This is a genomic window from Allobosea sp. 2KB_26 (assembly GCF_052115715.1).
Classification (GTDB): Bacteria; Pseudomonadota; Alphaproteobacteria; order Rhizobiales; family Beijerinckiaceae; genus Allobosea.
Map to the genome: position 1 here is coordinate 570,470 of NZ_JBFRHE010000001.1, position 12,405 is coordinate 582,874.

Annotated in this window: 13 protein-coding genes; 4 read left to right on the forward strand and 9 right to left on the reverse strand. The window is 65.4% G+C overall.

The features are described from left to right. Positions 1-74: 74 nt before the first annotated feature. The 5 genes from AB4099_RS02835 to AB4099_RS02855 form a co-directional block, all read right to left on the reverse strand. Positions 75-944, reverse strand: coding sequence for an S-methyl-5'-thioadenosine phosphorylase (locus AB4099_RS02835; protein WP_441476962.1), 870 nt, complete (start codon positions 942-944; stop codon positions 75-77). A gap of 135 nt (positions 945-1,079) precedes the next feature. Further along, positions 1,080-1,961, reverse strand: a complete 882-nt coding sequence (locus tag AB4099_RS02840; protein ID WP_113510850.1) for a cytochrome c1 — start codon at positions 1,959-1,961, stop codon at positions 1,080-1,082. 6 nt (positions 1,962-1,967) lie between these two features. Beyond that, positions 1,968-3,251: a cytochrome b gene (locus AB4099_RS02845; protein ID WP_113510851.1), complete on the reverse strand. Its 1,284-nt coding sequence runs from the start codon at positions 3,249-3,251 to the stop codon at positions 1,968-1,970. A gap of 56 nt (positions 3,252-3,307) precedes the next feature. Next, positions 3,308-3,853 (reverse strand): ubiquinol-cytochrome c reductase iron-sulfur subunit, encoded by a 546-nt coding sequence (gene petA, locus AB4099_RS02850; RefSeq protein WP_441476963.1) that lies wholly within the window; start codon positions 3,851-3,853, stop codon positions 3,308-3,310. A gap of 189 nt (positions 3,854-4,042) precedes the next feature. Beyond that, positions 4,043-5,908, reverse strand: coding sequence for an ABC transporter ATP-binding protein (locus AB4099_RS02855; protein ID WP_441476964.1), 1,866 nt, complete (start codon positions 5,906-5,908; stop codon positions 4,043-4,045). 118 nt (positions 5,909-6,026) lie between these two features. On the opposite strand from AB4099_RS02855, the gene AB4099_RS02860 reads away from it, so the two are divergent. Together AB4099_RS02860 and hemF are read left to right on the forward strand one after the other, a co-directional pair. Then, positions 6,027-6,488, forward strand: a complete 462-nt coding sequence (locus AB4099_RS02860; protein ID WP_441476965.1) for a tRNA (cytidine(34)-2'-O)-methyltransferase — start codon at positions 6,027-6,029, stop codon at positions 6,486-6,488. 122 nt (positions 6,489-6,610) lie between these two features. Next, positions 6,611-7,480 (forward strand): oxygen-dependent coproporphyrinogen oxidase, encoded by an 870-nt coding sequence (gene hemF / locus AB4099_RS02865; protein WP_441477657.1) that lies wholly within the window; start codon positions 6,611-6,613, stop codon positions 7,478-7,480. 6 nt (positions 7,481-7,486) lie between these two features. Here the strand turns inward: hemF and AB4099_RS02870 are convergent, their stop codons facing one another. The 4 genes from AB4099_RS02870 to AB4099_RS02885 are packed head-to-tail and all read right to left on the reverse strand — an operon-like array spanning position 7,487 to position 10,228. Next, complete coding sequence (locus AB4099_RS02870) at positions 7,487-8,728, reverse strand: CCA tRNA nucleotidyltransferase (RefSeq protein WP_441476966.1); 1,242 nt, start codon at positions 8,726-8,728, stop codon at positions 7,487-7,489. Further along, complete coding sequence (locus AB4099_RS02875; protein WP_113510855.1) at positions 8,725-8,982, reverse strand: DUF6111 family protein; 258 nt, start codon at positions 8,980-8,982, stop codon at positions 8,725-8,727. The genes AB4099_RS02870 and AB4099_RS02875 overlap by 4 nt, the downstream gene beginning before the upstream one ends. A 20-nt stretch (positions 8,983-9,002) precedes the next feature. Then, positions 9,003-9,647, reverse strand: a complete 645-nt coding sequence (locus AB4099_RS02880; RefSeq protein ID WP_441476967.1) for a CoA pyrophosphatase — start codon at positions 9,645-9,647, stop codon at positions 9,003-9,005. After that, positions 9,647-10,228, reverse strand: coding sequence for a DUF1285 domain-containing protein (locus AB4099_RS02885; RefSeq protein WP_441476968.1), 582 nt, complete (start codon positions 10,226-10,228; stop codon positions 9,647-9,649). Before AB4099_RS02885 ends, AB4099_RS02880 begins: the two co-directional genes overlap by 1 nt. Positions 10,229-10,434: 206 nt before the next feature. On the opposite strand from AB4099_RS02885, the gene AB4099_RS02890 reads away from it, so the two are divergent. Then, the gene (locus tag AB4099_RS02890) at positions 10,435-11,469 is read left to right on the forward strand and encodes an AAA family ATPase (RefSeq protein ID WP_069882560.1); all 1,035 of its coding nucleotides are present in this window, start codon (positions 10,435-10,437) and stop codon (positions 11,467-11,469) included. Between the two features lie 11 nt (positions 11,470-11,480). Then, on the forward strand, positions 11,481-12,398 hold the full coding sequence (locus tag AB4099_RS02895) for a DUF58 domain-containing protein (RefSeq protein WP_113510858.1): 918 nt from the start codon (positions 11,481-11,483) through the stop codon (positions 12,396-12,398). The last annotated feature ends 7 nt before the right edge of the window (positions 12,399-12,405 follow it).

Genomic DNA, 12,405 nt, shown 5'->3' on the forward strand with positions numbered 1-12,405 from the left:
CGCTCTCTTAGCGCCGCGGCCGCGCGAAGGGAACCGCCAGTCCAGGCCGGCCCCCCCCCGATCTCAGGCTGCCGTCAGAGGACCCTGCCCGCAACCGCGTCGAGCTTTGCCACCAGGCTCGGGTCGCGGAACTCGCGCGCCGTGATGATGGCGCTGTCCAGTGCGTGATGGGAACCGGCCGGACATGGCTCGCGCTCGGCAGGGAAATCCGCGGCGAGGCGTGCAACCAGCCGGCGCGCTTTCTCGGCGTTGTCCTTCAGCACGGCGACGACAGAAGCGACATCCACCGAGGACTGCTCGGGATGCCAGCAGTCGAAATCCGTCACCATTGCGACGGTCGCATAGGTGATCTCGGCCTCGCGGGCGAGCTTGGCCTCAGGCATCGCGGTCATGCCGATCAGGTCGTAGCCGAGCGCCTTATAGGTCAGCGACTCCGCATAGGTCGAGAATTGCGGGCCTTCCATGGTGACCAGAGTACCGCCGCGCACGAAGGGCAGGTCCTCGGCCGTCGCGGCATCGGCGAGCCGTGCCTGCAGCACCGGACCGACCGGGCGCGCCATCGGGACATGAGCGACGCAGCCCTTGCCGAAGAAGGAGCTGGCGCGACGCACAGTGCGGTCGATGAACTGGTCGACCAGCACGAACAGGCCGGGATAGAGCTCGGATTTATAGGACCCGCAAGCTGAGAGCGAGACGAGATCGGTGACGCCCGCGCGCTTCATCACGTCGATATTGGCGCGGTAATTGATCTCGGAGGGCGGCAAGACGTGACCACGACCATGGCGCGGCAGGAAGACGATCTTGGTTTGGCCGATGCGGCCGATGCGCAGGATGTCCGAGGGTTCGCCCCAGGGACTAGTGACACGCTCTTCGCGCAGATCGGTCAGGCCCGGCAGGTCGTAGATGCCCGACCCACCGATGATTCCGAGCACAGCTTCGCTCATGATCGTTTCCTTTCAGTTTGGCCGGACAGGAGCAGGCTTCTGTGACGGCCGTACAAAGGCGCTGCGCAGCCGCAGCCGCGCAAGGCCAAACGAAAAAGGCCCCGTTTCCGGGGCCTTTCCCATTCCTGGTAGAGGTCAGTGCGCGGTTGAGCCATCCGGCATGCGCGACCAGACCTTCTTCTTGGTGTAGTAGAGCAGACCGCCGAAGAAGATGAGGAACAGCATGACCTGCATGCCGATGCGCTTGCGCGCCTCGAGATGCGGCTCAGCCATCCAGACCATGAAGGCCGCGACGTCCTTGCCATACTGCGCCACGGTCTCCGGAACCGGCGACTTGCCGTCCGGTCCCTTCGGATACTCGACCTGCCCGTCCTGGAGCGGCTGCGGCATCGCGATGAGGTGGCCCGGCATATAGGTGTTGTAGTTCTGGCCCGGCAGCAGCGGCGGGAAGCCCTGCGGCGGCTCCTTGTACCCGGCCAACAGCGCCGCGATGTAGTCCGGCCCCTGCTCCTGATACTGGGAGAAGATGTCGATGATGAACTGCGGGAACCCGCGCTCATAGGTGCGCGCCTTGGCCAGGACCGAGAGGTCTGGCGGGTAGGCGCCGCCATTGGCGGCCCGCGCCGCCTGCTCGTTCGGGAACGGCGACGGGAAACGGTCGGCAGGGCGGCCGGGACGATCGAACATCTCGCCCTGATCGTTCGGGCCGTCCTTGATCTGATAGGTCGCGGCCAGCGCGGTGACCTGCCCGGGCGTGAACTCCGGACCACCGGGCTGCGACAGCGTCCGCATCGGGATCAGGCTCATCGCGTGGCAGCTGGCGCAAACCTCCTTGACGACCTTGAAGCCCCGCTGGAGCTGGGCACGGTCGAACTTGCCGACCGGACCCGAGAATGACCAGCTCTGCTGCGGCGGGATCACACGGTCGCCGGCGGCCTGAGCCGTCAGCGCATTGGCAGTGAGGGCAAGGCCGAAGCTGAGCCCCGCCAGGGCAAGGCGAAACGGGGTGGTGCTCATCTTTCGTCAGCCCTTGGCGTTCGGTTCGGAAGCGGTGGCAGCCGCAAGGCTCGCGCCCGAGCCACCCTTGGTATTGGCCAGCACGGAGTCAGCGATCGAGTTCGGCAGCTTCGCCGGCTTCTCGAAGATGCCGACCAGCACAAGCGAGATGAAGTAGCCGAAATACAGCGCGGTGAAGATCCGCGAGTAGGTCACGAAAGGCTCTTCGGCAGGCATGGCGCCGAGATAGCCGAGCACGATGCAGACCACGAGGAACGCCCAGAACAGGACCCTGGCGACCGGCCGGTATCTCATCGACTTCACCTTGGAGGTGTCGAGCCAGGGCAGGAAGGCCAGCACCGCGATTGCCGCGAACATCGCCAGGACGCCGCCGAGCTTGTCGGGGATGGCGCGCAGGATCGCGTAGAACGGCAGGAAGTACCACTCAGGCACGATATGCGTCGGCGTCACCGCCGGGTTGGCCGGAATGTAGTTGTCGGCATGGCCCATGAAGTTCGGCTGATAGAACACGAAATAGGCGAACACGAAGATGAAGCAGACCATCCCGAAGATGTCTTTGATGGTCGCGTAGGGCGTGAACGGCACGGTGTCCTTCTGGACGTTCTTCACCTCGACGCCGGTCGGGTTGTTCTGTCCGACGACGTGCAGAGCCCAGATGTGGAGGATCACGACGCCGAAGATCATGAACGGCAGCAGATAGTGCAGCGAGAAGAAGCGGTTCAGCGTCGGGTTGTCGACGGAATAGCCGCCCCACAGGAAGGTCACGATCGTCTCGCCAACCACCGGCAGGGCCGAGAACAGGTTGGTGATGACGGTGGCGCCCCAGAAGGACATCTGACCCCAGGGCAGCACGTAGCCCATGAAGGCGGTGGCCATCATCAGCAGGAAGATGACGACGCCGAGGATCCAGAGCACCTCTCGCGGAGCCTTGTACGAACCGTAGTAGAGGCCGCGGAAGATGTGGACATAGACGGCGACGAAGAACATCGAGGCGCCGTTGGAGTGCAGGTAACGCAGCAGCCAGCCGAAGTTCACGTCGCGCATGATGTGCTCGACGGAGTTGAAGGCCATGGTCGCATGCGGCGTGTAGTGCATCGCCAGGATGACGCCCGTCACGATCTGCGCGACGAGCATGAACACCAGGATGCCACCGAAGGTCCAAAGGTAGTTCAGGTTGCGTGGAACCGGGTAGGACACGGCCGAATCGTGCATGAGGCGAACGATCGGCAGACGGGCATCGAGCCAGCGTTCAAAGCCGGTCTTCGGAACGTAGGTGCTATGACCACTCATGACGAATGCCTCAAGGCTTTCTCGGTATCATTGGAAATCATGGAGAAGCGCATAGCTCAGCCGATTCGGATCTTCGTATCTGCGTTGAACGCATAGGGCGGGATCGGCAGGTTGAGCGGCGCGGGCCCCTTGCGGATGCGGCCGGACGAATCGTAGTGCGAACCGTGGCACGGGCAGAACCAGCCATCATAGTCGCCCTTCGGATCGCCGGGAGAATTGCCGAGCGGCACGCAACCGAGATGGGTGCAATTGCCGTAAACGATGAGGAACTGCTCGTGGCCTTCCTTGACGCGGGCCTGGTCGGTCTGCGGATCGGGCAAAGTCGCGACATTGACCGCACGCGCCTCGTCGATCTCCTTCTTGGTGCGATGACGCACGAAGATCAGCTTGCCGCGCCAGAACAGCTTGATGGCCTGGCCTTCCGCGATCGGGGCGAGATCGACATCCATCGGCGCACCAGCAGCAACGGTCTGCGCGTCCGGAGCCAACTGGCTCACGAGCGGAACAACAACAGCACCGAGACCGACGGCACCGGCAGCGCCGGTCGCCAGCATCAGAAAGTCGCGGCGGGTGGTTTGGGTCGTCTCGGTCGCGTGAGCCACGATCGATTCCTCTGCTCTTCGCCCAGCCTGGAACGGCTGTAAATTATCGTCTGACGCCCCTCATAGGTGCGCCCCTTCGCAGCCGCAATGCGGCGGCGCGTCGCCGCCGCGCTCTTTGGCATGCACTTTGGACGAAGTCTACTGTTCCGGGCGGCGGCAATGTGCATCGCGGCCTGCCCTCAGCGGGACTCAGGCCGTGACCGTCTCCGGGTCGGCAACGGCGAGGAAACCGCCCGACTGGCGGGCCCAGAGCCGGGCATAGAGGCCGCCGCGCGCGACGAGTTCGGCATGGCTGCCCTGATCGACGATGCGGCCCTTGTCGAGCACGATCAGCCGATCGAGCGCCGCGATGGTCGAGAGCCGGTGTGCGATCGCGATCACGGTCTTGCCCTGCATGAGCGCCGTGAGCTGCTCCTGGATCGTCGCCTCGACCTCGGAATCAAGGGCCGAGGTGGCCTCGTCCAGGATCAGAATCGGCGCGTCCTTGAGCAGCACGCGGGCGATGGCGATGCGCTGGCGCTGGCCGCCAGAGAGCTTGACGCCGCGCTCGCCGACACGCGATTCGAACCCCTTGCGGCCATCCTGGTCGCTGAGCGTCGCGACGAACTCATGCGCCGATGCCCTCCTGGCCGCCTCGATGATCTCGTCCTCGGTCGCGTCGATCCGGCCATACCCGATATTGTCGCCGATCGAGCGGTGCAGCAGCGAATTATCCTGCGTCACCATGCCGATCTGCGCGCGCAAGGAATCCTGCGTCACACGGGCGATGTCCTGCCCATCGATCAGGATGCGACCGGCCTCCAGCGGATAGAGCCGCAAGAGCAGATTGACCAGCGTCGACTTGCCGGCGCCCGACGGGCCGACGAGGCCGATCTTCTCGCCCGGGCGGATATCGAGGTTGAGCCCCTCGAACAGACCGCCATTGCGGCCATAATTGAAGCGGACCTGCTCGAAGCGGATCGCCCCCTCGCCGACCGACAAGGGCATGGCATCCGGCACATCGGTCAGGTCATGCGGCTTGGCGATCGTCTCCATGCTCTCCTGCACTGAGCCGATATTCTCGAACACGCCGCGCACGAGATGAATCAGCCAGCTCGACATCTGCACCAGCCGCAGCACGAGGCCGATCGCGGCCGCGACCGCTCCGGGCGACATGATGCCCTGGCTCCAGAGATGCAGTGAAATCCACGCCGTCGTCACGACCAGCAGGCTGTTCATGGTCTGCAGGATGACGCTGACACCAGTAATCAGCCGCGACAAATGCAGGAAGGAGGCGTTCCAGCGTGACAGCGAGTCGCGGACCGACGAGCGCTCGGCATCGGCGCGGGCGAAGAGCTTGACCGTCAGGATATTGGTATAGGAATCGACGATGCGTCCGGTCGTCGAGGAACGCCCCAGCGAGTTCGCCTCGGAGCGTTTCTTCGCGCGCGGCACGAAATAGATCAGCAGCACGACATAGGCCGCAAACCAGACGATCACCGGCAGCGCCAGCCAGAGGCTGGTCGAGCCGAAGAAGCCGATCGCCACCGATGCGAAGATCAGCGCGTACCAGAGATCGTCGATGACCTCGATCGTCGCGCCGCGGATCGATTGCCCTGCCTGAATCACGCGCGCGGAAAGCCGCCCCGCGAAATCATTCTGGAAATAGGAGAGCGCATGGCCGAGCGTGTAGACATGGTTGCGCCAGCGGATCTGATTGGTGATCTGCGGCACCACAACCTGGTCCACGATCGCGTGATTGGCAAAATAGATCAGCGGGCGGACCACGACGAGCAGGAAGGCCGCGCCGAGCAGCACCGTGCCGTGATCGCGCCAGATCGTCTCCGGCGACTGGGTCGCCAGCAGATCCACGAACCAGCCGACCATCAGGTACATCGCCGCCTCGATGCCGCTGAAGCCGAGGCCCGTGAGCATGATCAGGGCCATCCAGCCCTTCACGCCCTTGATGTGGTGCCACATGAATGGCCACACACCCTTGGGCGGCGTCTGGCCCTCGTCAAAGGGCGCGAAGACGTCGATGCGGCTTTCAAGGAAACGGAACAGGGAGGCGAACATGGCGTACCGCCCTCCATGGACCGGCATGACGACGAAATCTTGGCGAGATATGGGGCAGCGGTCGGGTCGCGGCCAGAGGCTTGACGCATGTCATGACGTCACCGCATGACAGCAGCGCATGTTGCGCCTCGCCCTCTACCAACCGGATATCCCGCAGAATTCGGGCACGATGATTCGCATGGCCGCCTGCCTCGGCATCGCGGTCGACATCATCGAGCCCGCAGCCTTCGATGTCTCGGACCGCCATTTCCGACGTTCGGGCATGGACTATCTCGAACGCGCCGCCATCACCCGGCATGATTCGTTCAAGGCCTTCGATGCATGGCGGCTGGCGGGTGGCCACCGGCTGATCCTGGCGGAGACGGATGGGGCCACCGCCCATACCGATTTTGCCTTCGCTCCCGGCGACATCGTGCTCGTCGGACGCGAATCGGCGGGCGTTCCCGCCGAGCTCTACTCAACCGTCGACGGCAGCGTCCATGTGCCGATGCGCCCGGGTTTGCGTTCGCTCAATGTCGCAATTGCCGCAGCCGTGGTTATGGGAGAGGCCTTGCGGCAGCTGGACGCTTATCCGAGATAGGCGCGAAATCCCTCGTCACCGCGGATGAAGACCCTCGCGGCGAGCGGAACGGAAACGGATCGATGACCACCCGAGCGACTGACCCCGCCTCCACGACCTCCTCCCTCGCCCTCGCGGAGGCCATGAAGCCGCGCGCGACAGCCTGGTTCGAGGCCCTGCGCGACCAGATTTGCTCGGCCTTCGAGGCGCTGGAGGATGAAGCCACCGGCCCCTTCCCGCCCGAGGCAAGCACTCCGGGCCGCTTCGAGCGGACGCCCTGGCAGCGTCGCAACCACGATGGCGCCGAAGGCGGGGGCGGCGTCATGTCGATGATGCAGGGCCGCGTCTTCGAGAAGGTCGGCGTCCATGTCTCGACCGTCTATGGCACCTTTCAGCCCGAATTCGCAGGGCAGATCCCGGGCGCGGCCGAGGATCCGCGCTTCCATGCCACAGGCATCTCGCTGATCGCCCATCCCTGGAATCCGCACGCGCCGACGGTGCATATGAACACCCGCTTCGTGGTAACGACGAAGCCGTGGTTCGGTGGCGGAGCCGACCTGACCCCCGTGCTGGACAACCGGCGGACGCAAGATGACGCCGACGCCATCGCCTTCCACGCCGCGATGCGCGCGCCCTGCGAAAGTTTCGCCCCAGTCGCCGACTATCCCCGCTTCAAGCAATGGTGCGACGAGTACTTTTTCCTGAAGCACCGCGGCGAGCCGCGTGGCATCGGCGGCATCTTCTACGATTATGTCTGGTCCGGCGAGCCTGAGGCCGATCTCGCCTTCACCCAGGCCGTCGGCAAGGCCTTCCTCGACATCTATCCGCAGATCATGCGGGCCAATATCGGCAAGCCCTGGACCGAGGCCGAGCGTTACGAACAGCAGGTCCGGCGCGGTCGCTATGTCGAGTTCAACCTGCTCCATGACCGGGGCACGATCTTCGGCCTCAAGACCGGCGGCAATGTCGCCTCGATCCTCTCCTCGCTGCCGCCGACCGTACGCTGGCCCTGAGCGCTCTCAGCGTGAGCGTTGCGCGATTGCACTCTCGACAAAGACAAGCTGCTGCGCCCGCTCGCCGGGACATCCCGCCTCGATCCACTCGCGCCGTGCCTGATCGAGCACGCGCCCGACATCCGGCCCGGCGGTAACACCACGTTTGAGTACATCGCGACCGCTCGGCAGGAAGGGCGGCGTCCGTCCGAGTTCCGCAATTGCAGCCTGCACCTCGGAGTGCCCCGGAGAACGCCCGTTGGCCGTGAGCAGAACGAGGCCGCCGGCGACCGCATCCGCGCCGACGCGATGGGCCAGATGGCGCAGCATGGCGATCGAACACTCCGTCGCACGCCCCGAGAGCCCCTCAAGAGCCAGTGCGATGCGCTCGATCCGGTCGAATTGCTCGTTCGATAGCCGCAACCCGTCCCGCAGGCGCAGTGCATCCTCGCGCACGCCAACCGCCAGCGCCGCGAGCCGGAAAGCCGGATAGACTGTTCCCGCGGGCTCGCCTGCCGCAATCGCCGCGAAGCGCGAAAGCCGGGGCACGCCACCGATCACCGGCACAAGAAGCCCCGCTCCCATCATCGCCGACAATGCCTCGGCCGCGCGCGGCGCGACGAGCAGTTTCAGCAGTTCCGCTCGCACCCGCTCACGCGAAAGCCCGCCGAGCCCGGCCCGGCCGGCAGTACAGGCGGCGAGCCCGGTCTCGTCCAGTGCGCCCTCCCCGTAGCGCGCGTGAAAACGGAAGAAGCGCAGGATGCGCAGATAGTCCTCGCGAATGCGCAGGTTCGCATCGCCGATGAAGCGGATGCGACGCGCCTCGAGATCGGCAAGCCCTCCGCAATAGTCGTGAACGATACCGTCGCGCCCGAGCCCAAGCGCATTGACCGTGAAATCGCGCCTGATCGCGTCCTCTGCGAAATCGCGCCCAAAGACCACCTTGGCGCGGCGACCATCGGTCTCGACATCGCGGCGCAGCGTCGTGGTCTCGAAGGGAATGCCATGGGCGACGATGGTCACCGTGCCATGCTCGATTCCCGTCGGAACCGATTTGAAGCCCGCCGCCGCTGCGCGCCGGATCGTCTCCTCCGGCACTGCGGTCGTCGCCAGATCGACATCGCCGAGCCGCTCTCCGAGCAGCAGGTCCCGGACAGCCCCGCCGATGACGCGCGTTTCCTCGCCGCCGCCATTGAACGCAGCCAGCACCTCCGTCACCGCCGGCTGCTGAAGAAAGCGCCCGACCCGAGCCCGCTGCGCTTCGCTCATCTGAACTGGCCAGGGATGAGCTGCCCGTTCTCCATATGAGGCGGCACATAAGCGCCCTGGCTGCGCGGAGCGATCCAACCGGTATAGGCGACGAAGCCGATCGAGATCACGAGACCCACGACCGACAGCCAGAAGACGTGCCCGTCCCAGTGCTCGACGTCGAAAGGGTTCCGCCGCCTGATGATCAGATAGCTTGCGAAGATACAAAAGGGCAGGACGAAGAGCAGGACCTCTTCGGTCACCGAACGCAGCATGGGCGCGCCATCCAATCAGACTAGCCGGAGAGTCGCTCGTAAAGGTTACGGATCATGCCGGCGGTTGCACCCCAGATATAGTGATCTCCGAAGGGCATCGCATAGTAGGTGCGATAGCGCCCCTTCCATTCCCGCCCTTCGCGGCGATGATTGGCTGGATCCATCAGGAAGGCGAGCGGGGTTTCGAAGGCTTCGTCGACCTCGTGCGGATTGATCGTCAGCGCGAATGGCGGCTCGACCAGCCCCACGACAGGCACGACCCTGTAGCCGGTGCCGGTGAGATAGGCGTCGAGAAAGCCGACGACGCGCACATGTTCGCGCGCGAGACCGATCTCCTCCTCCGTCTCGCGCAGCGCCGTAACCACCGGCGAGCCGTCCACGGCATCGACGCGTCCGCCGGGAAAGGCGACCTGGGCGGAATGGCTGCGCAACGCCGCTGCGCGCTGCGTCAGCAGCACGGTCGGCCCGTCCTCGCGCAGCACGATCGGGATCAGCACCGCGGCCTGGATCGCCGCCGCCTCGTCCGGTGGCTCGATCGCTTCCGGCTGGAGATCGTGGTCGCCGCGTGGCCGGCTGATCACGTCGCCGAGATCCGGCGGTTCGTGGCGCAGCCGCGCCCCGGCAAGGGCCACGATCTCTGCCGCCGTCAGCTTCAGCGCCTGCATCAGAATCCTTCGATCTCGCTGGCCGACACGGCCGGATAGAATGCACCGGCAACGGCCAGCCCGAACATGCCGATGCCATCGACCAGCCGGATCTCGCCAAGGGCCAGAAGGTCATAGGTCAGGGCCCGCGTCACCCTGGCCCAGAGATCCCGGCGGATATGGACATAGGGCTTGAGCCCGCCATTCATATCCCGAACGAAGCGGATCGCGTGCTCCGGGCCCACGCTCACGATATCGTCAACCAGCGTCCGGAATGCGATGGCGCGTTCGTCGCCCCTCCCCTCGACCGTCATCTCGACGGCCTGGAACGGCGCGTCGTCGACCTTGATCCCGACCTTTTCGACCGGTGTCACCAGGAAATAATCGCTGCCGTCGCGACGCAGCACCGAGGAGAAAAGCTTGACCAGCGCCGGTCTGCCGATCGGGGTTCCGAGGTAAAACCACGTGCCATCCGCAGTGATGCGCATGTCGATATCGCCGCAATAGGGTGGATTCCAGCGTTCGACAGGCGGCAAGGCTCGCGTGCGACCGTCCTTCAGCGCGACCAGCAGCCGCTCTATCGCCTGAGTTGAATGGTTCATCGAACTACCTGAAATCGCCGCCCGCGGCATATTGGTTGCATGACCCGTTTCGCCTTGAACTCTACATAATCGTGAAGCCGAGTTCTGTGCACCAGAGCCTGTAGCCCCTTGAGCCGGTTGGATAGCCCGTCCACAGTCACCGGTTCGGGAAGCTTGCGGGGCGTGAAGCAGCGCAAGGCGCGACGACGAGGGTGAAGGAGATAGACATGGTGGCGCAAGTCCGTGCGACGGATGGCAAGAGCGAGGCCGGTCAACCCGTCAATCTCGATACCGGGATCGTCGAAGCGGCTGAAGCTGCGCTCGGCGCCATCGGCGCCGCCCGCCGCGAGATCGGCCAGGTCATCTTCGGGCAGCAGGAGGTGGTCGACCTTTCGCTGATCACCTTGCTCGCCGGTGGCCACGGTCTGCTCGTCGGCGTGCCCGGCCTTGCCAAGACCAAGCTGGTCGAGGCGATGGGAACGGTCCTCGGCCTGAGCGCGAGACGTGTGCAGTTCACGCCTGACCTGATGCCTTCCGACATTCTCGGCTCCGAGGTGCTCGATGAGAGCGCCGACGGCAAGCGCCATTTCCGCTTCATCAAGGGACCGGTCTTTGCTCAGTTGCTGATGGCCGACGAGATCAACCGCGCCAGCCCGCGCACGCAGTCGGCGCTGCTGCAGGCGATGCAGGAGCATCACGTCACCGTCGCCGGTGAACGCTACGACCTGCCCGCGCCCTTTCATGTGCTGGCAACCCAGAACCCGATCGAGCAGGAAGGCACTTATCCACTGCCGGAAGCCCAGCTCGACCGCTTCCTGCTCGAGATCGATGTCGGCTACCCCGACCGCGAGGCCGAGCGGCGCATTTTGCTCGAAACCACTGGAGCCACCGAACACAAGCCGGTTCAGGCAATGACGGCAGAGACGCTGATGTCGACACAGCGCCTCGTGCGCCGCCTGCCGGTCGGCGAGAATGTGGTCGACGCCATTCTCGATCTCGTGCGCTCGGCTCGCCCCGGCGATGGTGATCCGGCGCTGACCAGCAAGCTCGCCTGGGGCCCCGGTCCGCGCGCCAGCCAGGCCCTGACGCTTGCTGCCCGGGCCCGCGCACTCGTCGAAGGCCGGCTCGCACCGTCCGTGGATGACGTCGTTGCACTCGCCACGCCAGTGCTCAAGCACCGTATTGCGCTCACCTTCGCTGCGCGTGCCGATGGCGAGACGGTCGAAAGCGTCATCGCAAGGCTCGTGGAACGATTGGGATAGGGACTTCAGTGATGCTGCGCACGCGCGTCCTCGGCCCATCCGAACGCCAGCCGGCCCCGCCGGTCCTGAAGGCTTCTCTCGATCTCGCGGCGCGCCTCCCACGCCTGATCCTGGAGGCCCGGCGCGTCTCGGCGAGCGTGCATGGCATCCACGGCCGCAGGCGCGCCGGCCCCGGCGAGACATTCTGGCAGTACCGCCCTCTGGTGACCGGCGAGGCCGCGTCACGCATCGACTGGCGCCGCTCGGCGCGCGACGGCCATCTCTTCGTCCGGGAGCGCGAATGGGAGGCCTCGCATGCGATCTGGCTCTGGATCGACCGCTCGGCCTCGATGGGCTTTTCCTCGTCCCTCGCCATGGCCTCCAAGGTCGACCGTGCGCTTGTTACCGGCTTCGCCCTGGCCGAGACCTTGGTCGAAGGCGGTGAGCGGGTCGGGCATCTCGGTCTGACGCGGGCGCTCGCCTCGCGACGTATCGTCGAGACCTTGGCACAAGCGCTCATGATCGACCGCAAGGGCGAGACCGCCGATCTGCCGCCGGACGCGCCGCTTCCACGCCTGGCCGACGCCATCATCATCACCGACGGACTTTCCCCGGCGCAGTCCCTGGCCAAGCGCATCGCCACCATGGCGAGCAGCGGCGCGCGCGGACATATCCTGCTGATCGCCGATCCGATCGAAGAGACTTTCCCCTTCAGCGGCCAGGCCGAGCTCTTCGACCTCGAAGACGGCCTCACTCTGCGCGTCGGCGATGCCGGGGCCTGGGGAGAGGAATATCGCCGGCGCCTCGAAGCCCATCGCGAGATCATTCGGGAGGCCTGCCGCAAGGCGGGCTGGACGCTGACCCTGCATCGGACGGACCGGCCCGCCAGCGAAGGCGTACTCCGGATTGCGAGCCTGATCGCCGCCTCGCGCGGCGGCCAGGGCCGCTAGGAGGGCG